22 protein-coding genes are annotated in these 23,244 nt (G+C 69.4%); 14 read left to right on the top strand and 8 right to left on the bottom strand.

The features are described 5' to 3' along the window. Positions 1 to 12: 12 nt before the first annotated feature. Positions 13 to 996, bottom strand: coding sequence for a 1,2-phenylacetyl-CoA epoxidase subunit PaaA (paaA, locus tag DSD19_RS14760; protein ID WP_113670136.1), 984 nt, complete (start codon positions 994 to 996; stop codon positions 13 to 15). Positions 997 to 1,014: 18 nt separating this feature from the next. After that, a complete protein-coding gene (gene pcaF, locus DSD19_RS14755) occupies positions 1,015 to 2,220 on the bottom strand; it encodes a 3-oxoadipyl-CoA thiolase (RefSeq protein ID WP_113670135.1) in 1,206 nt (401 codons plus the stop codon). A 218-nt stretch (positions 2,221 to 2,438) separates the two neighbouring features. Here pcaF and DSD19_RS14750 point away from each other — a divergent pair, with 218 nt between their 5' ends. Next, positions 2,439 to 4,214 carry an SLC13 family permease gene (locus DSD19_RS14750; protein WP_113670134.1) on the top strand — a complete coding sequence of 592 codons (1,776 nt, stop codon included), beginning with the start codon at positions 2,439 to 2,441 and terminating at the stop codon, positions 4,212 to 4,214. Between the two features lie 16 nt (positions 4,215 to 4,230). On the opposite strand, the gene dmeF is transcribed toward DSD19_RS14750, so the two are convergent. Together dmeF and DSD19_RS14740 are read right to left on the bottom strand one after the other, a co-directional pair. Continuing rightward, positions 4,231 to 5,124: a CDF family Co(II)/Ni(II) efflux transporter DmeF gene (gene dmeF, locus DSD19_RS14745; RefSeq protein ID WP_243628017.1), complete on the bottom strand. Its 894-nt coding sequence runs from the start codon at positions 5,122 to 5,124 to the stop codon at positions 4,231 to 4,233. A 125-nt stretch (positions 5,125 to 5,249) separates the two neighbouring features. Continuing rightward, a complete protein-coding gene (locus DSD19_RS14740; protein ID WP_113670132.1) occupies positions 5,250 to 5,522 on the bottom strand; it encodes a metal/formaldehyde-sensitive transcriptional repressor in 273 nt (90 codons plus the stop codon). A 171-nt stretch (positions 5,523 to 5,693) separates the two neighbouring features. On the opposite strand from DSD19_RS14740, the gene DSD19_RS14735 reads away from it, so the two are divergent. From DSD19_RS14735 to DSD19_RS14715, 5 genes are all read left to right on the top strand, one after another. Then, on the top strand, positions 5,694 to 5,897 hold the full coding sequence (locus tag DSD19_RS14735; RefSeq protein ID WP_075784326.1) for a DUF2892 domain-containing protein: 204 nt from the start codon (positions 5,694 to 5,696) through the stop codon (positions 5,895 to 5,897). Between the two features lie 88 nt (positions 5,898 to 5,985). Continuing rightward, positions 5,986 to 6,645, top strand: coding sequence for an ABC transporter ATP-binding protein (locus tag DSD19_RS14730; RefSeq protein ID WP_113670131.1), 660 nt, complete (start codon positions 5,986 to 5,988; stop codon positions 6,643 to 6,645). Beyond that, positions 6,642 to 9,059: an FtsX-like permease family protein gene (locus tag DSD19_RS14725; protein ID WP_113670130.1), complete on the top strand. Its 2,418-nt coding sequence runs from the start codon at positions 6,642 to 6,644 to the stop codon at positions 9,057 to 9,059. The genes DSD19_RS14730 and DSD19_RS14725 overlap by 4 nt, the downstream gene beginning before the upstream one ends. Next, positions 9,049 to 10,107, top strand: coding sequence for a lipocalin-like domain-containing protein (locus DSD19_RS14720; RefSeq protein WP_113670129.1), 1,059 nt, complete (start codon positions 9,049 to 9,051; stop codon positions 10,105 to 10,107). The genes DSD19_RS14725 and DSD19_RS14720 overlap by 11 nt, the downstream gene beginning before the upstream one ends. A gap of 3 nt (positions 10,108 to 10,110) precedes the next feature. Then, a complete protein-coding gene (locus tag DSD19_RS14715) occupies positions 10,111 to 11,232 on the top strand; it encodes an FAD-dependent oxidoreductase (RefSeq protein ID WP_113670128.1) in 1,122 nt (373 codons plus the stop codon). Between the two features lie 3 nt (positions 11,233 to 11,235). Here the strand turns inward: DSD19_RS14715 and mnmH are convergent, their stop codons facing one another. After that, a complete protein-coding gene (mnmH, locus tag DSD19_RS14710) occupies positions 11,236 to 12,297 on the bottom strand; it encodes a tRNA 2-selenouridine(34) synthase MnmH (RefSeq protein ID WP_113670127.1) in 1,062 nt (353 codons plus the stop codon). A 213-nt stretch (positions 12,298 to 12,510) separates the two neighbouring features. Here mnmH and DSD19_RS14705 point away from each other — a divergent pair, with 213 nt between their 5' ends. From DSD19_RS14705 to DSD19_RS14690, 4 genes are all read left to right on the top strand, one after another. Continuing rightward, positions 12,511 to 15,969, top strand: coding sequence for an AAA family ATPase (locus tag DSD19_RS14705; RefSeq protein ID WP_113670126.1), 3,459 nt, complete (start codon positions 12,511 to 12,513; stop codon positions 15,967 to 15,969). A gap of 91 nt (positions 15,970 to 16,060) precedes the next feature. Beyond that, complete coding sequence (locus DSD19_RS14700; protein WP_133260447.1) at positions 16,061 to 16,345, top strand: hypothetical protein; 285 nt, start codon at positions 16,061 to 16,063, stop codon at positions 16,343 to 16,345. Beyond that, entirely contained in the window at positions 16,342 to 16,521 is a 180-nt protein-coding gene (locus tag DSD19_RS14695; RefSeq protein ID WP_113670124.1) for a hypothetical protein, read from the top strand. Before DSD19_RS14700 ends, DSD19_RS14695 begins: the two co-directional genes overlap by 4 nt. A gap of 92 nt (positions 16,522 to 16,613) precedes the next feature. After that, a complete protein-coding gene (locus tag DSD19_RS14690; RefSeq protein ID WP_113670123.1) occupies positions 16,614 to 17,084 on the top strand; it encodes a YbjN domain-containing protein in 471 nt (156 codons plus the stop codon). A gap of 46 nt (positions 17,085 to 17,130) precedes the next feature. Here DSD19_RS14690 and DSD19_RS14685 read toward each other — a convergent pair whose 3' ends face one another. The 3 genes from DSD19_RS14685 to DSD19_RS14675 all read right to left on the bottom strand — a co-directional run bounded on the left by DSD19_RS14685 (position 17,131) and on the right by DSD19_RS14675 (position 20,668). Further along, positions 17,131 to 18,324, bottom strand: coding sequence for a lytic murein transglycosylase (locus tag DSD19_RS14685; RefSeq protein WP_113670230.1), 1,194 nt, complete (start codon positions 18,322 to 18,324; stop codon positions 17,131 to 17,133). Positions 18,325 to 18,403: 79 nt separating this feature from the next. Next, positions 18,404 to 19,393: a glutathione S-transferase family protein gene (locus DSD19_RS14680; RefSeq protein WP_113670122.1), complete on the bottom strand. Its 990-nt coding sequence runs from the start codon at positions 19,391 to 19,393 to the stop codon at positions 18,404 to 18,406. Between the two features lie 99 nt (positions 19,394 to 19,492). Next, a complete protein-coding gene (locus tag DSD19_RS14675; RefSeq protein WP_113670121.1) occupies positions 19,493 to 20,668 on the bottom strand; it encodes a MalY/PatB family protein in 1,176 nt (391 codons plus the stop codon). A gap of 135 nt (positions 20,669 to 20,803) precedes the next feature. Between DSD19_RS14675 and def (DSD19_RS14670) the strand changes: the two genes are divergently transcribed. From def (DSD19_RS14670) to fmt, 4 genes are read left to right on the top strand one after another with little or no spacing between them, the layout of a single operon-like run. Beyond that, positions 20,804 to 21,325, top strand: a complete 522-nt coding sequence (def, locus tag DSD19_RS14670) for a peptide deformylase (protein ID WP_075784315.1) — start codon at positions 20,804 to 20,806, stop codon at positions 21,323 to 21,325. Then, entirely contained in the window at positions 21,322 to 21,816 is a 495-nt protein-coding gene (gene def, locus DSD19_RS14665) for a peptide deformylase (protein ID WP_075784314.1), read from the top strand. Before def (DSD19_RS14670) ends, def (DSD19_RS14665) begins: the two co-directional genes overlap by 4 nt. Next, positions 21,813 to 22,316 (top strand): peptide deformylase, encoded by a 504-nt coding sequence (def, locus tag DSD19_RS14660; protein ID WP_113670120.1) that lies wholly within the window; start codon positions 21,813 to 21,815, stop codon positions 22,314 to 22,316. The genes def (DSD19_RS14665) and def (DSD19_RS14660) overlap by 4 nt, the downstream gene beginning before the upstream one ends. Next, positions 22,316 to 23,215: a methionyl-tRNA formyltransferase gene (fmt, locus tag DSD19_RS14655; RefSeq protein ID WP_113670119.1), complete on the top strand. Its 900-nt coding sequence runs from the start codon at positions 22,316 to 22,318 to the stop codon at positions 23,213 to 23,215. The genes def (DSD19_RS14660) and fmt overlap by 1 nt, the downstream gene beginning before the upstream one ends. Positions 23,216 to 23,244: the final 29 nt, after the last annotated feature.

Below are 23,244 nucleotides of genomic sequence, written 5' to 3'. Positions count from 1 at the left end.
CCTTGAAAACGGTTACTCGGCCGCGTGGGCGGCAGCGCGCTTTTCGGCATGGGCCATCAGCCCCTCGCGGACCCAGGCGCCGTCCTCCCAGGCCTCGATCCGCGCCTCCATCCGTTCGGCATTGCAGGGGCCGTTACCCTTCAGCACCTCGTAGAATTCGGACCAGTCGGGCTGCGAAAAGTCGTGACCGCCCTTCTCCTCGTTCCAGGCGAGCCCCGGATCGGGGATCTCGAGCCCGAGAAACCGGGCCTGCGGCACGGTCTGGTCGACGAATTTCTGGCGCAGCTCGTCATTGGTGTTGATCTTGATCTTCCAGGCCATCGACTGCGCGGAATGGACCGAGTCCTTGTCCGAGGGGCCGAACATCATCAGCGAGGGATACCAGAACCGGTTCAGCGCATCCTGCGCCATCGCCTTCTGGTCGGGCGTGCCCCGCGCCATCGTCATCATGATCGAATAGCCCTGGCGCTGGTGAAAGCTCTCTTCCTTGCAGATCCGCACCATGGCCCGGGCATAGGGCCCGTAGGAGGTGCGCTGCAGCGGCACCTGGTTCATGATCGCGGCGCCGTCGACCAGCCAGCCGACCGCGCCGATATCGGCCCAGGTCAGCGTCGGATAGTTGAAGATCGAGGAATATTTCATCTTCCCGGCCAGAAGCATCCCGGTCAGCTCGTCCCGGCTGACCCCCAGCGTCTCGGCGGCGGAATAAAGGTAAAGCCCGTGCCCGGCCTCGTCCTGCACCTTGGCCAGCAGGATCTGCTTGCGTTCCAGCGTCGGCGCGCGGGTGATCCAGTTGCCCTCGGGCAGCTGGCCCACCACCTCGGAATGGGCGTGCTGGCCGATCTGGCGGATCAGCGTCTTGCGATAGCCCTCGGGCATCCAGTCCTTGGGCTCGATCCGCTCGCCCCGGTCGATCCGGTCCTGAAAGGCGCGTTCCTCGGGGGTCATCTCGTCCCGGGCCTTGCCGCCCTCGGATGTCACCATCTGTGCATACATCGTCGCAGTCCTCCCTGATCAGACGCGTTCGAGGATAAGGGCAATGCCCTGGCCCACACCAACGCACATCGTGCAAAGCGCGTAACGTCCGCCGCTGCGCGCCAGCTGGTTGGCCGCGGTCGCGACCAGCCGCGCGCCGCTCATGCCCAGCGGGTGACCGATGGCGATGGCCCCGCCATTCGGGTTCACATGGGGCGCGTCGTCGGGCAGGCCAAGCGCCCGCAGCACCGCCAGCGCCTGCGCGGCAAAGGCTTCGTTCAGCTCGATCACATCCATCTGCGCAAGGGAAAGCCCCGCCTTTTCCAGAACGCGCCGGGTCGCAGGCACCGGCCCCATGCCCATGATCCGGGGCGGCACGCCCGCCGCGGCCATGGCGACGATGCGCGCCCGGGGGGCAAGGCCCTGCGCCACGGCCGCGGCCTCTGACGCGACGATCAGCGCGGCGGCGCCGTCATTGACGCCCGAGGCATTGCCCGCGGTGACCGTCAGCCCGGGTCCGTTGACCCCTTTCAGCCCCGCGAGCTTTTCGGCGCTGGTGCCGGGGCGCGGATGTTCGTCGATCTCGACCCGCAGCGGCGGCCCCTTGCGCTGCGGCAGCTCGACCGGCACGATTTCCCCGGCGAAGACGCCCGCCGCCTGCGCCGCCGCCCAGCGCGCCTGGCTTTCGGCGGCGAAACGGTCCTGATCCTCACGCGAGATGGCGAAGTCGGCGGCCACGTTGTCGGCGGTCTCGGGCATCGAATGGGTGCCATGCGCCTCTGCCATGCGCGGGTTGACGAAGCGCCAGCCGATGGTGGTGTCGTGGATCTCGGCCCGGCGCGAGAAGGCGGTGTCGGCCTTGGCCATCACGAAGGGCGCGCGGCTCATGCTTTCGACCCCGCCCGCGATCATCAGATCGGCATCGCCCGCGCGGATCGTCCGCGCCGCAAGCCCGACCGCATCCATCCCGGACCCGCAGAGCCGGTTGACGGTGGTGCCCGGCACCTCGACCGGCAACCCGGCCAGAAGTGCCGCCATCCGCGCCACATTGCGGTTGTCCTCGCCCGCCTGGTTGGCACAGCCGAGGATCACATCCTCGACCGAGGCCCAGTCGACATCGGGATGCCGCGCCATCAGCGCCGCGATCGGCACCGCCGCCAGATCGTCGGCGCGCAGTCCCGACAACGCTCCGCCATAGCGCCCGACGGGCGTGCGCAGCGCATCGCAGATGAAGGCTTCGGCCATTCGGTCCTCCCAGACGTCTGTCCCCCGGCCGACTCGCTTCCGCAAATTGATCGACCGTTCGGTCACACTATAGGCAGGAGCGGGCCGCATGGGAAGAGCCTTGCCGGAAAATTCGCCGTCTCATCCGCCGCGTCATCAAACGAACCGCTTCCGCAAAAACCCGATTTCGCCTATCGTATTTTCAACAAATAGATGCGCCCATCGGAAGGTTCCTCCGGATGTCGCTTGACCAGATCCTGGTTCTTGCCCTGCTCGTCATCGTCTTTCTCAGTTTCGTAAAGGAGATATACCCGCCCGAGGTGACCGCGCTGGCGGCCTCGGCGGCGCTTCTGGCCACCGGAATCATCCAGACCGGCGACTTTCTGACGGTGTTCGGGTCCAGTGCGCCGATCACCATTGCGATGATGTTCATCATCTCGGCCGCCCTGGAACGCACCGGCGTGCTGGCCGCGCTGGGCGAGTTCATGACCGCGCGGGCCGGGGGGTCCTACCTGCGCGCGCTTCTGATCACGATGACCGTGACGGTGCTGGCCTCGGCCTTCATGAACAACACGCCCGTGGTGATCCTGCTGGCGCCGGTGATGATCTCGGTCGCCTCCAGCGTCGGCGTCTCGCCGTCGCGGCTGCTGATGCCGCTGTCCTTCGCGGCGATCTTCGGCGGCACCCTGACCCTTGTCGGCACCTCGACCAACATCCTGATGAGCGGCGTTGCCCGCGACGCGGGCCAGCCGCCGATCTCGATGTTCGAGATGACCCTGCCCGGGCTCGTCTTCGTGCTGGTCGGCATGGCCTACATGACCTTCGCCGGGCGCTTCCTGCTGCCCGACCGGCAGTCGCTGGCGCATCTGATGGGGCGCGAGACCCGGCGCCGGTTCCTGGCCCGGCTGCTGATCCCGGCCGGCTCGCGCTATGTCGGCAAGCGGCTCGACGAGCTGCCGTTCAATACCGCCGAGACCCGTATCCTCGACGTGATCCGGGGCGAGGTCTCGATGCGGCGCAGCCTTGACGGCCTGATCCTGGAGCCCGGCGACCGGCTGGTCCTGAAGACCGGAACCGGCGAGATCCTCGGGCTGAAGGAAAATGGCCAGGTGGCGTTCCGCGACCTGTCGGACCGGGGGGTCGAGCCGGTGACCGCCGACCAGACCGTCACGCTCGAGGCCAGCATCGGCCCGAATTCGACCCTGCGCGGGCGTTCGCTGGCCGAAGTGCGGCTGCGGCGGCGCTATGGCGTCTATGTGATGGCGGTGCATCGCGCCGACCGGAACCTGTCGGACCGGATCGACGACATCCGCCTGCAATTCGCCGACACGCTGCTGCTGGAGGGCCCGCCAGAAGGGTTGCGCCGGCTGGTCGAGGATGGCGGGGTGATCAACCTCTCGGCCCCCTCCGAACGGCCGATGCGGCGCGCCAGGGCGCCCATCGCCATCGCCACGATGGCGGCTGTCGTCGGGCTGGCAGCTTTCGAGGTGATGCCCATCGCCGGGCTTGCGGTGATCGGCGCGGTCGTCGTGATGCTGACCCGCTGCGTCGATCCCGAAGAGGCGTTCAGCGCCATCGACTGGCGCATCCTGTTCCTGATCTTCGGCATGCTGGGACTGAGCCAGGGGATGGAAGAGACCGGCGCCGCCAAGCTGATCGTCGATTGGGTCGTGGGCTTGATGGGCGGATTCGGGCCGCTGGCGATCCTGGCGGCCGTCTATGTGCTGACCAGCGCCCTGACCGAGATGATCAGCAACAACGCCGTTGCCGTGCTGGTCGGACCCATCGTGATCGGGCTTGCAACCCAGCTGGGCGTCGATCCGCGGCCCTTCATCATGGCGGTGATGTTCGCGGCCTCGGCCAGTTTCGCCACCCCCATCGGCTATCAGACCAACACCTTCGTCTATGGCGCGGGCGGCTACCGCTTCCGCGACTTCCTGAAGGTGGGGTTGCCGCTGAACATCCTCTTCGCGGTCGTGGCAGTCGGGGTGATCCCTGTGTTCTTCCCGTTCTGAGCGGGGCCGAGGCGGCTCAGGCCGTCTCGACCTCGATGGTCACATGCGACAGGCGCGGCAGATGGGCCAGCCGCTTGCGATAGTCCGAGGCCGGACGTGGGGCGTCATCGGCAATTGCCACGATGGCCGCGCGGTGCCCCGGGCCAAGCTGCCAGACATGCAGGTCGACCACCCGGGCGCCGTCGGTTTCGATGGCGGCGCGAATCCGCTCGGGCAGGGTCTCGGAGCTCGGCACGAAATCGACCAGCACCCCGCCCGCATCGCGCATCAGCCCGTAGGACCAGCGCGCGATCAGGATCGCCCCCAGCATGCCGATGATCGGGTCGAGCCAGGCCCAGCCGAAGGCCCGCCCCGCGACCAGCGCCGCGATGGCCAGCACCGAGGTCAGCGCATCGGCCAGCACATGCAGATAGGCCGCGCGCAGGTTGTGATCGACCTCATGGGCATGGCCGTGCCCATGATCGTGACTGTGCCCGTGTCCATGATCGTGCGGCCCCTGATGCAGCAGCACCGCGCTGCCCACATTGACCGCCAGCCCGATCACGGCGACGGCGATGGCCTCGCCGAAATGAATGCCGACCGGGTTCACCAGCCGCATCAGGCTTTCCCAGCCGATCAACAGCGCGACGACGCCCAGCACCACCGCGCTGCCGAATGCCGCCAGATCGCCCAGCTTGCCGGTGCCGAAGGTGAAGCGCGGGTCATGGGCGTGACGGCGCGCGATCATGTAGGACACCGCGGCAATCGACAGCGCCGCGGCATGGGTCGCCATGTGCCAGCCATCGGCCAGCAGCGCCATCGACCCGAAGACCGCGCCCGCCGCGATCTCGATCACCATCATCGTCGCGGTGATGCCGATCACCAGCCAGGTGCGCCGCGCGTTCCGGTCATGGTCGGCGCCGAGGAACACGTGATCCGGCCCGCCCGGACCGCGCGGATGGCAAAGACCGGCGTCCGAGCCGTGAGCGTGGCCGTGCCCATGATGGTGATCGTGATCGTGGTGATGGTCGTGCGGATGATCGTGCATGATCTGGCCTATTTCAGATAGGTGCGCAGGACCGAGGCAAGCTCTGCGCCGCCCTTTTCGCGGTCGGTCTCGTCCTCGATCAGGATGACATGGTGGCGAAGATGGTCCTCGATCAGTTCCTGGGTCAGCCCCGCCGTGGCGCCCCGGACCGAGGCCACCAGCTGCAGGATCGCGCCGCAGTCCTTCTCGGCCTCGATGGCCCGCTCGATGGCCTCGATCTGCCCTTTCAAGCGGCGCACCCGCGCCAGCAATTTGGGCTTGTCCTTGGAAAGATGGGACATCGGATCGTCCTTATAGGTATAGGGGGTACCCCTATCAAACGGCCGCTGCCGGATCAATCCCCGCCTGAGGTCGTCGATTTCAAATTCTATTTATTGAATTTGTTTGCCAGCGAGAGTATCCTTTCCCTGTTCGGGCCGAAACGGCTCCGGCCCAATCCGGGAGACCAGCCAATGACACTCGACCGCGCCGTGATGATGTTCGCGGGCCTCATGATCCTTCTGTCGCTTGCCCTCGGCACCTGGGCCTCGCCCTGGTGGTATCTGCTGACCGCCTTTGTCGGGCTGAACATGATGCAGGCCTCGGTCACCGGCTTCTGCCCGGCCGCGATGCTGTTCAAGCGGTTCGGCATCCGGCCCGGCACCGTCTTCGACTAGACCGCAGGTGCGGCACCCCGCCGGCCCCGACGGGGGTGTGCCCGGCCGCCGGTCGCGCTAGATAGGCGCAGCAGACGGGAGGCGGCCCATGATCTTGTCACTTACCGACGTCGGCAAGGCCTACGAGACCGGCGGCACCCGGGTCGAGGTGCTGCGCGGCGTCGATCTGGCGATAGGCCCCGGCGAGACGGTCGCGCTGACCGGCGAATCCGGGTCCGGCAAAAGCACGCTTCTGCACCTGTGCGCCGGGCTCGACCGCGCCGACAGCGGCCGGATCGAGGTCGCGGGGCAGGATCTGACCGGCGCTCCCGACCCGCGTCTTGCGGCACTCCGGCGCCAGACGGTGGGGCTGGTCTTCCAGCAGTTCAACCTGATCCCCTCGCTCGACGTGGCGGCGAACCTTGCCTTCCAGGCCCGGCTTGCGGGACGCCACGACCCGGACTGGATCGCGGCGCTGGCCGGCCGGCTGGGGCTGTCGGCGCTGATGTCGCGCTATCCCGAACAGCTTTCGGGCGGCCAGCAGCAGCGCGTGGCCATCGGCCGGGCACTGGCGATCCGGCCCGCGCTCCTGCTGGCTGACGAGCCCACCGGCAATCTCGACGAGGCCACGGGCGACGCGGTCATGGACCTGATGCTGGAACTGGGGACCGAGGCGGGCGCGGGACTTCTGATGGTGACCCATTCGCCCCGGCTCGCGGCAAGGCTCGGCCGCCGGGTGCATCTTGCGGGCGGGCGGCTCGCGGCATGATCCGCGCAGCCTTCACCGCGCTTCTGTCGCATTGGCGGCGCCATCCGTTGCAACTGGCGGGCCTTTTCCTCGGGCTCGCGCTGGCCACCGCGCTCTGGTCGGGGGTGCAGGCGATCAATGCCGAGGCGCGGCAAAGCTATGACCGGGCGGCGGCGGTGCTGTCGCAGGACCGGCTGGACAGTCTCGCCGCGGGCAACGGTCAGAATTTCGACCAGAAGGTGTTTCTGGACCTGCGCCGCGCGGGCTGGCTGGTCTCGCCGGTGCTGGAAGGCCGCTGGTCCCATCGCGGCGTGCCGGTGCGCATTCTCGGGGTCGATCCCTTCACCCTGCCCAGCGGAAGCCTGCCCGACGCCGTCACCGGACAGGACCGCGCGACGGATTTCCTCTCGGCCGAGGGACTGGCCTTCGCCGCCCCCCAGACAGTCGACGAACTGACCCCGATCGGCGCCGAGGGCCTGCCGCCGCTGGTTGCGGCCGAGGGCATGGCGCCCGGCATCCTCTTTGTCGATATCGGCGTGGCCCAGCGCCTGCTGCGCGCCGAGGGCCAGATCACCCGCCTGCTGGTCGCGCCCGACCAGCCGCTGCGCCAGCGGCCCCTTTCAGAGGTCGCGCCAACCCTCGTGCGCCAGACCCCGGTGGAGCAGGCCGACATGGGCGCGCTGACCGGCAGCTTTCATCTGAACCTGACAGCCTTCGGCTTCCTGTCCTTCGCGGTGGGGCTGTTCATCGTGCATTCCGCCATCGGGCTCGCCTTCGAACAGCGCCGCCCGATCTTCCGCACGCTGCGCGCGCTCGGGCTGCCGCTGCGAACCCTCGTTGGCCTTCTGGCGGCCGAGATCATGGGGTTCGCCCTCGTAGCCGGGATCGCAGGCATCGCGCTTGGCTATGGCATCGCGGCGGGGCTGTTGCCGAACGTGGCGGCGACGTTGCGCGGTCTTTACGGCGCGACCGTCTCGGGCGGCCTGTCGCTGCGCCCGGAATGGGCGCTGGCGGGGCTGGGCATGGCGCTGGCGGGCGCGGGCGCGGCGGCCGCGCAAAGCCTGTGGCGCCTGGCGCGGATGCCGGTGCTGGCCCCGGCCCAGCCCCGCGCCTGGACCCGCGCCTCGGCCCGCAGCCTTGGCTGGCAGACCGGGCTGGCGGGACTTCTGGCACTGATCGCCCTGGCCGCCGCGCTGTGGGGCGAGGGGCTGGTCGCTGGCTTCGTTCTGCTGGGTGCGCTGCTGCTGTCGGCGGCGCTGGTGCTGCCCGGAGCGCTGGCCATGGCACTGGCCCTCGGCGAGCGGCTGTCCAAGGGCATCATCGCGCAGTGGTTCTGGGCCGACACCCGCCAGCAATTGCCGGGCCTGTCGCTGGCACTGATGGCGCTGCTGCTGGCGCTGTCGGCCAATATCGGGGTCGGCACCATGGTGTCGAGCTTCCGGCTGGCCTTCACCGCCTGGCTCGATCAGCGCCTGCCGTCCGAGCTTTACGTCACCGCCCGCACCGAGGACGAGGCCCGGCGGCTGGCCGACTGGCTCGCCCCCCGCAGCGATGCACTGCTGCCGATCTGGAAGATCGACGGCACCATCCTCGGCCGCCCGGGCGAGGTCTATGGCGTCGCCGATCACCGCACCTATCCCGATCACTGGCCGATGCTGTTGGGCGACCAGACCGTCTGGCAGACCCTGGCCCGCGGCGAGGGCGCCATCGTCAACGAACAGCTCTGGCGCCGGGCGGGCCTGCATCTGGGCGATCCGGTGCCGCTGCCGGGGGGCGCGACACGACCTTTGGTGGGGGTCTATGCCGATTACGGCAACACCAGGGGTCAGGTCATCCTGGGCGTCGCCGATCTGGTCGCGCTTTATCCCGATATCGACCGGCTGCGCTATGCGATCCGCACCGACCCGGCCAAGGTGCCTGCGCTGCGCGACGCCATCGAGGACGCATTCCGCCTGCCGCAGGACCACATGATCTCGCAGCAGGAGGTCAAGACGATCTCGCTGATGGTGTTCGAACGGACCTTCGCCGTCACCGCCGCGCTGAACGTGCTGACCATGGGCGTCGCTGGCTTTGCCATGTTCATGAGCCTGCTGACGCTGTCCACGATGCGGCTGCCGCAGCTGGCCCCGGTCTGGGCGCTGGGGCTGACCCGGGGGCGGCTGGCGCGGCTCGAACTGTTGCGCGCGCTCTTGCTGGCCGCGCTGACCATGGTGCTGGCGGTGCCGGTGGGGCTCTTGCTGGCCTGGGTGCTGCTGGCCGTCATCAATGTCGAGGCTTTCGGCTGGCGCCTGCCCATGCATCTGTTCCCGAAGGACTGGCTGTGGCTCGGGGCGCTGGCGCTGGTCGCGGCGGCGCTGGCCGCCGCCTGGCCCGCCTGGCGGCTGTCGCGCCTCGCGCCGGTCCATCTGCTGAAGGTCTTCGCCGATGAACGTTAAGGCCCTTTTCCTTGCGCTGCTGCTGCTGCCGCTGCCCGCCCTCGCCCAGGGCTTTGCCGGGCTCGGCACATCCGAGGACGGCTTCGCGCTGCCCAGCCGCGACACCCGGCTGCAGTTCCCTGTCGATCACGGCGCCCATCCCGGGTTCCGGATCGAATGGTGGTATGTGACCGCAAACCTCAAGGGCGCGGACGGGCAGGATTACGGCATCCAGTGGACGCTTTTCCGCAATGCGCTGGAACCGGGCGATCCGGGGCAAGGCTGGCAGACCCGGACCGCCTGGATGGCCCATGCCGCCCTGACCTCGGCCCGGGGCCACCGCACCGCCGAACGGCTGGCGCGCGGCGGGATCGGGCAGGCAGGCGTCACGCTCGCCCCGTTCCGGGCCCAGATCGACGACTGGCAGATGGCCAGCACCGCCGCCCCCGGCGCCGATCCGCTTTCCGCGCTCAGCCTCACCGCGACCGGCACCGACTTCGCCTATGACCTCGCGCTCGTGGCCACCGGACCGCTGGTCCTGCAGGGCGAGCAGGGCTATTCGGTCAAGTCCAAGGACGGGCAGGCCAGCCATTACTATTCGCAGCCCTTCTACAAGGCCAAGGGAACGCTGGTCTTTCCCGATCATAGCGTGGCGGTGGAAGGCCAGGCCTGGCTCGACCGGGAATGGTCCAGCCAGCCGCTGGCCGGGGATCAGACCGGCTGGGACTGGCTGTCGCTGCATCTCGACGGCGGCGCCAGGCTGATGGTCTTCCGGCTCAGGAGCGCGCAGGGCGACTACAGCACAGGCACCTGGATCGCCCCGGACGGCACGCCCACGCCACTGCCCCCGGGCGGGGTCGAGATGATCCCCGGCGCCACCACCCGCGTTGCGGGGCGCGAGATCCCGACCGCGTGGCGCGTCCGCCTGCCCGCCCGCGATCTGGACATCGCGATTGCCGCGCTGCAGCCGCAGGCCTGGAACGACACCCGCGTGCCCTATTGGGAAGGGCCCGTCACCGCGACCGGCAGCCATCCGGGCGCGGGATATCTGGAAATGACAGGCTACTAGGGAATGAACCCGCATCTCGTCCTGATCGGCGGCGGCCACACCCATGCGCTGGTGCTGCGCGCGCTGGCGGACCGCCCGGCGACGGGCCTCCGGCTGACGCTGATCGACCCCGAGCCGAGGGCGGCCTATTCAGGCATGTTGCCGGGCTTCGTCGCGGGCCATTACCGGCTCGACCAGTTGCAGATCGACCTTGCGCGGCTGGCGCGCGCGGCGGGCGCCAGGCTGATCCGGGGCCGCGCCGAAGGGCTCGACCGGGCGGCGCGGCGGGTCCATGTCGCGGGGCAGGCGCCGATCCCCTATGACATCGCCTCGCTCGATATCGGCATCGCCTCGGACCTGCCCGGCCTGCCGGGATTTGCCGCCAATGCGGTGCCCGCCAAGCCGCTGACCGCCTTCGCCGCACGGTGGCAGACCTTCGCCACCGAGGCCGCCAGCGGCCGGGCCGCGCCCCGCATCGCCGTGATCGGCGCGGGCGTCGCCGGGGTCGAACTGGCGCTGGCCGCGCAGCACCGGCTGGCCCGGGCCGGGTGCGCCCCCGAGATCGCGCTGCTGGACGCGGGCCGCGAGATCCTGCGCGACGTGCGAAAGGGCGCGCGCGCGGCGCTGACCGACCGGATCCCGCAGCTGGGGATTGCCCTGCGCACCGGCGTCCGGATCGCCCGGATCGAGGCTGCGGGCGTGGTGCTGGACAGCGGCGAGACGATCCCGGCCGCCCTTGTGATCGGCGCGGCGGGCACGCGCCCGCAGGGCTGGCTGGCGGGCACCGGGCTGCACCTGACCGACGGCTTCGTGACGGTCGACGAGACCCTGCGCGCGGTTTCGGACCCGGCCGTTTTCGCGGCCGGCGACTGCGCGCATCTGTCCCACGCGCCCCGGCCCAAGGCTGGCGTCTTCGCGGTGCGCGAGGCGCCGGTGCTGCGCGAAAACCTGATCGCCGTGCTGACGGGGCGGTCGCTGAGCGCCTATCGCCCGCAAAAGGACTATCTGAAACTCATCTCGATGGGCGAGAAACGCGCGGCCGCCGACCGCTGGCCGGTGCGCATCGAGGGACGCTGGGTCTGGCGCTGGAAGGACCGCATCGACCGCAGGTTCATGGCGCAGTTCCACGACCTGCCGGGAGCCTGACGCCTAAAGCCGCGCCAGCGCATCGATTTCGGCCATCAGCCCGGGCAGCGACGACGCCAGCGCGCCCGGATCGAGCCCGTCCAGCGTCACGCGGCGGGTCGGCCTGTCCTCGAACCGCGCCCGCTGGCGGCCATAGCGCGGGTCGTAATGGTCGGCCATCAGCCCGGCCGCCAATGCCTCGAACGCGCCCTCGGCGGCCAGCGCGCGCCAGGCCTCGATCCGGGCGCGCGGATGCTGGGGCGCCAGCCCGTCGATGGTGGCCAGAAGCCGCGCCGGGTCGTCGGTCACATCGCGATAGCGCCGCGCCAGATAGGCCGCGCGCGCCGCCAGCGGCACCGACAGTTCCAGCCGGGGCGCGGCCTTCATCGCCTCCCACAATCCCCGGGGCAGGTTGAGATGGCCGATCCTGCTCGATTCCGCCTCGATCACCACGGGGCGCAGCGGATCGAGCGCGGCGCGGGCCATCGCCAGCGCCGTCTCGAACCCCTTCTGCGCGGGTTGCCCGCCCGGCATCGCCCCGAAGAGCGAGCCGCGATGGTTGGCGAGCCCCTCCAGATCCAGCACCTGCCCCCCGGCCGCCCTGAGCAGGCCCAGGATTTCGGTCTTGGCGGTGCCGGTATTGCCGTCGAGCAGCACCACCGGCGCAGGCCAGGGGCTGCCGTAAAGCGCCTCCTGCACCAGACGGCGATAGCTGCGCCAGCCGCCCTCGATGGTCTCGGCGCGCCAGCCGATCTGGCTGAGGATCAGCGCGAAAGCTCCCGACCTCTGCCCGCCGCGCCAGCAATAGACCAGCGGGCGATACCCTTTGGGCTTGTCGGCCAGCGCGGTCTCGATATGCATCGCGGCGTTCCGCGCGACGATGGCGGCGCCGATCTTGCGGGCCAGAAACGGGCTTTGCCTCGTGTAGATCGTGCCGACCCGCGCGCGTTCCTCGTTCGACAGGACCGGCAGGGAAATCGCGCCGGGAATGTGGTCCTCGGCATATTCGGCCGGCGAGCGCACGTCGAGGATCTCGTCGAAATCGAGCGCCGCAAGATCGGTGAGAGAAACAAGCGAAACCGGCATGGATCCGTTCTAGGACCGGACGGGCGCTCCGGAAAGGGATATTCACGCCACCCCGGGGACCAGAGCAGGTTGGCGCGGGCACCGCACGCGGACCCGTTTGCGCAATATCTTGTGGAAAACCCCGGCATCGCACCGATATGAAGGGCGCCGCGCTTGACAGGTCCGGGCCTTGCCCGAAGGATCGCAGAACCACACGGAATCAGGAGACCCCGTTTGCGTTTCACCCGGCTCAGGCTGAACGGCTTCAAGAGCTTCGTCGATCCGACCGATCTGGTGATCGCCGACGGCCTGACCGGCGTCGTCGGGCCGAACGGCTGCGGCAAGTCGAACCTGCTTGAGGCGCTGCGCTGGGTGATGGGCGAGAACCGTCCGACCGCGATGCGCGGCGGCGGCATGGAAGACGTGATCTTCGCGGGCACCTCGACCCGCTCGGCGCGCAACTTCGCCGAGGTCAGCCTGCAGATCGACAATGCCGACCGGCTGGCGCCCGCGGGTTTCAACGACAGCGACATGCTGGACGTGATCCGCCGAATCACCCGCGACGCGGGCTCGGCCTACAAGCTGAACGGCAAGGATGTGCGCGCGCGCGACGTGCAGATGCTGTTCGCCGATGCTTCGACCGGCGCGACCTCGCCCGCGCTTGTGCGGCAAGGCCAGATTTCCGAACTGATCAACGCCAAGCCGCGCGCCCGGCGCCGCATCCTCGAGGACGCGGCCGGGATCGCCGGGCTGTACCAGCGCCGCCACGAGGCGGAACTGCGGCTGAACGCGGCCGAACAGAACCTTGCCCGGGTCGACGACGTGCTGGAACAGCTGGCCCAGCAGCTGGCGCAGCTGGCGCGGCAGGCGAAACAGGCCGCGCGCTACCGCGCCATCGCCGAAGAGCTGCGCCGGGCCGAGGGGACGCTGCTGTTCCGCCGCTGGCAGGAGGCCGATACCGCCCGCGCCGCCGCCGAAGCCGCGCTGACCGAACGCACCCGCGAGGCCGGGCGCGCCGAGACCGCCGCGCGCGAGGCCGACCGGCTGCGTGCCGAGGCCGACACCGCCCTGCCCGCGCTTCGCGAGGAAGAGGCCATTGCCGCCGCCGTGCTGCAGCGCCTGAGCGTCCAGCGCGACGCGCTGGTGCAGGAGGACGAGCGCGCGCGCCAGGCGATCCAGACCCTGACTGGCCGGATCGACCAGATGACCCGCGACATCGAGCGCGAGGCAGCGCTGAACCGCGACGCGGGGGAGACGCTGGAGCGGCTCGAGACCGAGGCCGCCGAACTGTCGGCCGAGCATGAGGGCCATGACGCCGCGCTCGACGAGGCCGCCGAGGCCGCCCATGCCGCCGCCGAGGTCCTGCGCGACCGCGAAGAGGCGCAAAGCCAGATGACCGAGGACATGGCCCGGCTGGTCGCGCGTCATCAGTCGGCCCAGCGCCTGCGCGAGGACGCGGCCCGCACGCTGCAACGCAACGAGGACGAGGCCGCCAAGGCGCGCGCGACCGTCACTGCCGCCGAGGCGAACCTTGCCGCCGCCCGTGCCGCGATGGACGAGGCCGCCGCCCGGCAGGACGCGGCCCAGGACAGGGCCGAAGAGGCCGAGGCGCGACTGATCGCGACCGACGAGGCCCGGGCCGAGATCCAGTCCCGCGAGGCCGAGGCGCGGGCGCAGAAATCCTCGGGCGAAGGCGAGGCCGGGGCGCTGAGGGCCGAGGTCGCGGCGCTGGCGCGGCTGGTCGAGCGCGACACCGCCGAGGGCGGCCAGATCCTCGACCTGCTGGGCGTCGACAAGGGCTATGAAAAGGCGCTGGGCGCGGCGCTGGCCGACGATCTGCGCGCGCCGGTGGTGCAAGACGGCGCGGCTTCGGGCTGGCTCGCGCTGCCGCCCTACCCGTCGGAACCGCCGCTGCCCGAAGGCACCGCGCCGCTGTCGGCCCATGTCGCGGTGCCCGAGGCGCTGATCCGCCGGATCGGCCAGATCGGGCTGGTGCCCGATGCCGAGACCGGGGCGCGGTTGCAACCGGCGCTCGGCCCCGGCCAGCGGCTGGTCAGCCCGGCGGGCGATCTCTGGCGCTGGGACGGGTTCCGCGCCGCTGCCGCCGATGCGCCCAGCGCCGCAGCGCTCCGGTTGCAACAGCTGAACCGGCTGGCCGATCTGCGCCGCGATCTGGACGAGGCCGAGATCCGGGCCGGGACCGCGTCCGAGGCGCATGAGGCGCTGTCGCGCGAGCTGCAGGCCGCGACCGAGGCCGATCGTGCCGCCCGCGAGGCGAGGCGCGAGGCCGACCGTGCGCTGGCCGATCTGGGCCGCGCCCTGTCGCGGGCAGAGGCCGACCGCCAGATGGCCGAGAGCCGGCTTGAAACCGCGCGGATGGCGGTGCTGCGCCACGAGGACGAGGCGACCGGCGCGCGTCTTCGGCTGAGCGAGGCCGAGGGGCAACTGTCCTCGCTGGGCGATCTCGACGCGGCGCGGGCACGGCTTGAGGACGTGCGCACCACGGTCGAGGCCGCGCGGATGACGATGATCGCCCGCCGCGCCGCCCATGACGAGCTGAAACGCGACGGCGAGGCACGCACCAAGCGGCTGGCCCAGATCGTCCGCGAGGCCCAGACCTGGCGCCAGCGGCTCGACACCGCAGGAACCCGCGTCGCCGAGCTGGAAAGCCGCAAGGCCGCGTCCGAAGAGGAGCTCGACCGCGCCGCCGCCCTGCCCGAGGAAATCGCCGAACGCCGCGAGGATCTGGCCGGGCAGATCGAGACCGCCGAAACCCGGCGCGCCGCCGCCGCCGAAGCGCTGGCCGCGGCCGAGACCCGGGCCCGCGAGGCCGACCATGCCGCCCGCGAGGCCGAGCGCCGGGCGGGCGAGGCCCGCGAGGCCCGCGCCGCCACCGAAGCCCGCGCCGAGGCCGCGCGCGAAACCGTGGCCCAGGCCAGCGCCCGCATCGCCGAAGAGCTGGATACGACGCCCGCCGACCTGCTGGACAAGCTCGGCGACGACCCCGACCGGATGGCGTCGGCCGAAGCGATCGAGCATGAGGTGACCCGGCTCAAGCGCCAGCGCGAGGCGCTGGGCGCGGTCAACCTGCGCGCCGAGGAGGATGCCCGCGCGGTGCAGGAAGAACATGACAGCCTCACCGCCGAAAAGCACGACCTCGACGAGGCGATCCGCACGCTGCGCGCAGGCATCGCCAGCCTCAACCGCGAGGGCCGCGAACGGCTTCTGACCGCCTTCGAGCAGGTGAACGCGAATTTCGCGCTGCTGTTCACCAATCTGTTCCGCGGCGGCGAGGCCCGGCTGGTGCTGGTCGAGTCCGACGATCCGCTGGAGGCCGGGCTCGAGATCATGTGCCAGCCGCCGGGCAAGAAGCTGTCGACCCTGTCGCTGCTGTCGGGGGGCGAACAGACCCTGACCGCGCTGGCGCTGATCTTCGGGGTCTTTCTGGCGAACCCGGCGCCGATCTGCGTGCTCGACGAGGTCGACGCGCCGCTTGACGACGCCAACGTCACCCGGATGTGCGACATGCTGGACGAGATGACCCGGCGCACCGACACCCGCTTTCTGATCATCACCCACCACGCGGTGACCATGAGCCGGATGGACCGGCTGTTCGGCGTCACCATGGCCGAACAGGGCGTGAGCCAGCTTGTGTCGGTCGATCTGAAGAAGGCCGAGGCGCTGGTCGCCTGAACGCGGCGGCGCTGTTGACGGCCGCGCTGTGCGGTTTCCCGATGCGCGCCCGCCCTGCGGGAGGTTTTCGTGCCTCCGCCTTTGCGTCTTCTTGCGGCCTGCCCCATCGGCGCCCAGATCCTGCTGGCCGCCGCCCCTGCGCGCGGCAGAGCCGGTCCGCGCCGCCGATCCCGACCCGGTGCCGGGCGTGCTGCGCGATGCCGGGTTCACCGCCAGCATGGGCGTCGATCCGCACGGAGACCCCATGATCGAGGCCCGGGCGCGCGGCACCAACTTCACGGTGCTTGTCTTCAAGTGCAGTCTGAACAGCGATTGCGGCACAGGGCAGTTCATCACCCGCTATGCCCTGCAACAGCCCTGGACCCGGCCGCCATGAATTGGTGGAACAACATCCACATGTTCGCCAAGGCCGAGGTCGACGACGCGGGCGGGCCGGCCGTGATCGTCGACGTCAATCCCGACCATGACGGGATGGGCTACCGCAGCTTCCCGAATATCTGCGAGATCTGGTCCGAAGCCCGGCAGGTCTTCGAGGAGCACATCGGTTCTTAAGGCGCAAGCCCGGAAATGTATTCGGGTTGACAGTCCCGGCCGTGACCGGCACTGCCTCGGTACAGACCGCTCAAGACCAAGGAGACCTCTCGATGACGCGCCCTTCCCTCGCCCTCTGGGCCCTTCCGCTTTGCGCCAATGCGGCCTCGGCCGATGTCATCGCTTCGAATCCCGACTCGGTGCTGAAGGCGCTCCGCGCCGAAGGTCTGGCGGCGACGATGGAAACCGACGATCTGGGCGATCCCAAGATCGTGACCCATCTGACGGGAAAGTCGAACACCGAATTCTCGGTGCTGTTCTATGGCTGCACCGACAATACCGACTGCAGCTCGATCCAGTTCTATGTCGCCTATGACACGCCCGACCCGGTCACCGCGCTGAAGATGAACCAGTGGAACCGGGAATGGCTGTTCACCAAGGCCACGCTCGATGACGAGGGCGATCCGGGCCTTGAGATGGACGTGATCCTGGCCGAGCAGGGGGTCGACGACAAGCTGTTCGCGACGACCATCGACCTGTGGCGCCAGTCGATCGACGCCTTCGAGGATTTCATCGGCTGGTAAGGCGTCGGCCGGGCGCCTCCGGCCTGGCCGACGCCTTGGGGGGCGGTCACAGCCGGTCCAGAAGCGCGCGCGTCGGCCAGGAATCGGCCGGAAGGCCCAACCGGATCTGTTCGGCCTGCACCGCCTCGCGGGTCTTTTCGCCAAGGATGCCGTCGATCCCGCCGACGTCATGGCCCCGCCGCGACAGTTTCTGCTGCAACGCCTTCATCTCGGGCCCCGAAAGCCCCGGCTCGGGCGCGCGCGGGTCGAAGATCGGTGCGCCCTCGAAACGGGTTGCCAGATAGGCCGCGGTGGTGACGTAGACGAGGCTCTGGTTCCACTCGAAATAGACGCGGAAGTTGGGATAGGCGAGAAAGGCCGGACCGTTCCGCCCCATCGGCAGCAGCACCGAGGCCGGAAGGTTGCCCGGGCCGAGGCTGCCGCTGCGCGCCCGCACCCCCAGCCGCGCCCAGTCCGACACGCGCTTGCCGTGGTCGAGCCCGGTCTCGGCCCAGTCGAGGTTGGCCGGAATGACGATTTCCTGCAGCCAGGGCTCGTTCGCGCGCCAGCCAAGCCCCTTCAGCATCTTGGCGGCCGACATCAGCGCATCGGGCGCCGAGGTCTTCAACAGCACATGCCCGTCGCCATCGCCATCGACGCCGTTTTCAAGGATGTCGGCGGGCAGCATCTGCACCTGACCGATTTCGCCCGCCCAGGCCCCGGTGGTGCGGGCCGGATCGAAATCGCCGCGTTCGTAAAGCGTCAGCGCCGAGAAGACCTGCGGCCGGAACAGGTCGGGCCGCCGGCAGTCATGGGCCAGCGTGACCAGCGCGTTCAGCGTGTTGAAGTCGCCCTGGACCGCCCCGAAATCGGTTTCGAGGGCCCAGAACGCCAACAACACGCCGCGCGAAACGCCGTAGGTCTGTTCGATTTTATCGAACACGGCGTCGTAGCGGGCGGCGTTCTGCCGCCCGTTGTCCAGCCGCGAGTGGCTGATCAATCGTCGCGAGAAATCGATGAAATCCCGCTGAAACACCCCCTGCGCCCGGTCCGCCCGGATCACCGCCGGGTCCTGCCGCACGCCGACAAGGAACCGCTGCGCCGCCCCGGCATCGTGGCCCCGGCGCACCGCCTCGTCGCGAAGCCCGGCCACGAAGCCGCCGAAATCGCCGCCGCAGGCCGCCCAGGCGCCGCCGGGCGCCCCGGGGGCAAGACCCAGCGACAGCAGGCACAGAACGGGCAGGGACGGCGACAGGCGCATGAAAAGGCTCCGGACCATTTTAGACAAAATCGTTTTACGGCCGTCACCTTACCAAGCCATTACCGGCAGACAAGCCGGGTCAGGCGGCTTTCAGCCGGTCGCGCCCATGCGGTTCGGTCCAGTCGATCTGCGGGTTGATCGGGATGATCCGGTTCGGATTGATGGTGTCGTGGCTGTAATGGTAGTGTCGCACGATATGGTCGAGATGCACCGTCGCGGCCACGCCCGGCCATTGATAGAGCTCGCGCGTGTAGCCCCAGAGATTGGGCATGTCGATCAGCCGGTTGCGGTTGCACTTGAAGTGCAGGTGATAGACCGGATCGAAGCGCAGGAGCGTGGTGAACAGCCGCCAGTCGGCCTCGGTGATCCGCGCGCCCATCAGATAGCGCCGCGTCGAAAGCCGGTCTTCCAGCCAGTCGAGACTGTCGAACAGGGCATGCACCGCCTCGTCATAGGCGCCCTGCGACGTGGCGAACCCGGCCTTGTAGACACCGTTGTTGACGGTCTCGTAGACCCGTGCGTTGATCTCGTCGATGCCGTCGCGCAGGTCTTCGGGCCAGTAGTCGTCGCGATTGCCGGTCAGGCCGTCGAAAGCCGAATTGAACATCCGGATGATCTCGGAGGATTCGTTCGATACGATGGTCTGGCGCTGCGTGTCCCAGAGCACGGGCACCGTCACCCGGCCCGAAACGTCCGGTTTCGCCCTGGTGTAGATGTCACGCAGGAAGGGCAGGCCATAAAGCCTGTCGCCGGTCGCGCCGGGAAAGCCGGTGTCGAAGGTCCAGCCATCGTCCAGCATGTCGGGATGCACCACCGAGACGCCGATATGCGGCTCCAGCCCCTTCAGCGCGCGGAAGATCAGCGTCCGGTGCGCCCAGGGGCAGGCATAGGAGACGTAAAGATGATAACGCCCGCTTTCGGCAGCAAAACCGCCCGAGCCGCTGGGTCCCGCAGCACCGTCGGGGGTGATCCAGTTGCGGAAACCGGCGGTCGAGCGGACAAAGCGCCCGCCATGGCTTTCGGTGTCGTACCAGCCGCTCTCCCAGCGGCCCTCCTTGAGATATCCCATATCTCCTCCTTCTGTTTCAGGAAGAGATAGCGGCCAGCGCGGCCGGGGCATTGCCTCTGGCCGCGCATGGCCCCTGCGTCACCGCACGGGGCTGCGGGGCTATTGCAGGTCGGCGAAGGCCTTCTGCAACCGCTCGACCGCCTCGGCGACACGCGCCCGGGGAGTGGCGATGTTGAAGCGCAGGAACGCCTCGCCGCCGGTGCCGAAGGTGGCCCCGTGGTTCACCGCGATCTTCGCGTCCGCCTCGACCCGGCGGGTGAATTCCTCGGACGACATGCCGGTGCCCGAGGCATCGACCCAGGACAGGTATGTCGCCTCGAGCGGCATGGACGACAGCCCCGGGATCGCGTTGATGCCCTCGTCGAACAGCGCGCGGTTGCCGTCGAGATAGGTCATCAGCGCGTCGATCCAGCCCGCGCCCTCGGGCGAATAGGCGGCGGTTGCCATGACCATGCCGAAGGAATTCGCCGAAAGGCCCAGCGCCGCCATCCGGGCCGCGAAGCGCGCGCGCAGCGCTGGGTCGGGCACGATGACGTTGCCGGTATGGGTGCCCGCGATGTTGAAGCTCTTGGTCGTGGCGGTCAGCATGACCAGCCGGTCGCGCACGCTGTCGTCGACCAGATCCATGACCGTGTGACGCGGCGCGCCCGGATAGACCAGGTCGTGATGGATCTCGTCCGAGACCAGCACCAGATCGTGGCGTTTCGCGAAATCCGCGACGCCCTGCAATTCGTCGCGGGTCCAGACCCGGCCGCCGGGATTGTGCGGCGAACACAGGATCACCATGGTCTCGGCCCCGGTCATCTGCGCGTCATAGGCCGCGAAATCCATCTCGTAGCGGCCGCCGCGGTTGACCAGCGGGCATTCGACAACGGTACGGCCCGCCGCCCGGATCACCCGGGCGAAGGCGTGATAGACCGGCGTGAACAGCACCACCCCGTCGCCCGGCGCGGTGAAGGCGTCGACGCAGACCGCGGTGCCGTTCACAAGCCCGTGCGTGGTGAAGATCGCGGCCGGATCGACCTTCCAGCCATGGCGGGTCTGCATCCACCAGCCGATCGCCTCCTTGTAGGCGCGGTCGTCGCCGAAATAGCCGAAGATCCCGTGATCGAGCATGCCGCGCAGCGCCTCGGCCACGCAGGCCGGCGGACGGAAGTCCATGTCGGCGACCCACATCGCCAGCCCGTCCGCCGCCGGAACGCCGTAGATCGGCTCCATCATGTCCCATTTCGAGGAATGGGTGCCGCGGCGGTCGATGATCTCGTCGAAATTCATGGGGCGCTCCTGTCTTGCGCGCGTCAAGCTAGCGACTTGGTGCCCCAGCGCAAGGTCTCTGCCGGGAACGGGCCGGTGCAAGGGCCTGACACGCCGCATTGCGCGGCGGCGCGGCTTCGCCTAAATCCGACGATCATGAGCATTCGACCGATCCTGATCCATCCCGACCCGCGCCTCAAGACGGTGGCCGACCCGGTGTCGGACATCACCGCCGAGCTGCAGAAGCTTGCCGAGGACATGCTGGAAACCATGTACGACGCGCCGGGCATCGGGCTGGCCGCGCCGCAGATCGGCGTGCTGTCGCGGCTGATCGTCATGGACTGCGCCAAGGACGAGGGCGTCCGGCCCAAGCCCTTCGCGATGTTCAACCCCGAGGTCGTCTGGGCCTCGGACGACAGGAACATCCACGAAGAGGGCTGCCTGTCGATCCCCGAGACCTATGCCGAGGTCACCCGCCCGGCCGAGGTGATCGTGCGCTGGACCGACCCGTCGGGCGACCCGAAGGAAGACAAGTTCACCGGGCTCTGGGCGACCTGCGTCCAGCACGAGATCGACCATCTCGAGGGCAAGCTCTTCATCGACTACCTCAAGCCGCTGAAGCGCCAGCTCATCACCCGCAAGATGGTCAAGCTGAAACGCGAACGGGGCCGGGCGTGAGCGTCCTGCCGATCCTGCACTGGCCGGACCCGCGTCTTGCGACGCCGTGCCAGCCGGTCGGGCAGGTGACGCCGGAAATCGCGCGTCTGGCGCAGGAAATGCTCGACACCATGTACGCGGCGCCCGGGCGCGGGCTGGCCGCGCCGCAGGTCGGTGTGCTGAAGCGGCTGTTCGTGATGGACGTGAACGGCGCCGCCGGGCCGCGCAGCCCGCGGATCTTCGTCGACCCGGTGATCGAAGAGCGCGCCGCCGACACCATGACCGGCCCCGAGGGCTGCCTGTCGCTGCCCGGGATCGTGGCCGAGGTCGAGCGGGCGATCGAGATCACGCTCCGCTGGACCGATCTCGACGGCACCCGCCGGCGCGAGGTGCTGTCGGGCATCTCGGCGGTCTGCGCCCAGCACGAGATCGACCATCTCGACGGCATCGTCACCCTGAACCGCGTCGATGCCGGCCAGCGCAGCGAACTGGAAGCGGCCTACCGCGCATGATCCGCCCGATCCTGCATTGGCCCGACCCGCGCCTGGCCACCCCGGCCGCGCCGGTCGAGGCCGTCACCGACGAGATCCGCGCGATCTGGGCCGACATGATCGACACCATGGAGGCGATGCCCGGCCATGGCGTCGGGCTGGCCGCGAACCAGATCGGCGTGCTGCTGCGCCTCGCGGTCCTCGACTGCAACGAGATGCGCGGCGCGGCCATGCGGCTTGCCAATCCTGAAATCGTCGCCGCCTCGGACGATCTGTCGGCCTATGACGAGGCCAGCCCCTGCCTGCCCGGGGTCGATGCCACCGTCACCCGCCCCGCCCGGGTCACGGTCCGCTTTCTGAATGAGCAGGGCGAACCCGAGACGCGCGAATTTTCCGGTCTCTGGGCGACATCGGTCCAGCATCAGATCGACCATCTTGCAGGACGGATGTATTTCGACACCCTCTCAAGGCTGAAACGCGACCGCCTTCTGAAGAAGGCCCGGAAACTGGGGAAACGCTGATGCGGGTGACGTTCATGGGAACGCCGGACTTCTCGGTGCCGGTGCTCGACGCGCTGGTCGCGGCGGGCCACGAGATCGCCTGCGTCTACACCCAGCCGCCCCGCCCCGCAGGCCGCGGCAAGAAGGACCGCCCGACGCCCGTCCATGCCCGGGCCGAGGAACTTGGCCTGATGGTCCGCCATCCGAAGACGCTCCGGACCGAGGAACAGGACGTGGCCTTCGCCTCGCTCGACCCCGATGTGGCGGTGGTCGTGGCCTACGGGCTGATCCTGCCGCGTCAGATCCTCGAGGCGCCCTGCCGGGGCTGCCTGAACATCCACGCCTCGCTCTTGCCGCGCTGGCGCGGCGCCGCGCCGATCCATCGCGCGATCATGGCGGGCGACACCGAAACCGGCGTCTGCATCATGCGGATGGAGGAAGGGCTCGATACCGGACCGGTGCTGTTGCGCGAGGCGACGCCCATCGGACCCGAGGACACCACCGGCGAGTTGCACGACCGGCTGTCGGCGATGGGCGCGCGGCTGATCGTCGAGGCGCTCGAGAAGCTGCGCGATCTGCCGCCCCAAGATCAGCCCGGGGACGGCGTGACCTATGCCGCCAAGATCGACAAGGCCGAGGCCCGGGTGGACTGGACCCGCCCCGCCCCTGAGGTCGCGCGCCATATCAACGGGCTGTCGCCCTTCCCCGGCGCCTGGTGCGATGTGGCAGGCGAGCGCCTGAAGCTGCTGCGCGCCCGCGCGGTGGAGGGTACCGCCGCCCCCGGCACGGTCCTGGGCGGGCTCACCGTCGCCTGCGGCGAGGGCGCGGTCGAGATCCTCGAGGCCCAGCGCCAGGGCAAGCGCCCGATGCGCGCCGCCGAGATCCTGCGCGGCTTTCCCCTGCCCGAGCGGCTGGGCTGAGACAGGCGCAGCCGCGCCCGTTGTCGCGA

The sequence above is a fragment of the Rhodovulum sp. BSW8 genome, assembly GCF_003314725.1.
GTDB lineage: Bacteria > Pseudomonadota > Alphaproteobacteria > Rhodobacterales > Rhodobacteraceae > Rhodovulum > Rhodovulum visakhapatnamense.
The sequence above is the reverse complement of the archived record's forward strand: the minus strand, read 5'-3'. Positions and strand labels throughout refer to the sequence as shown.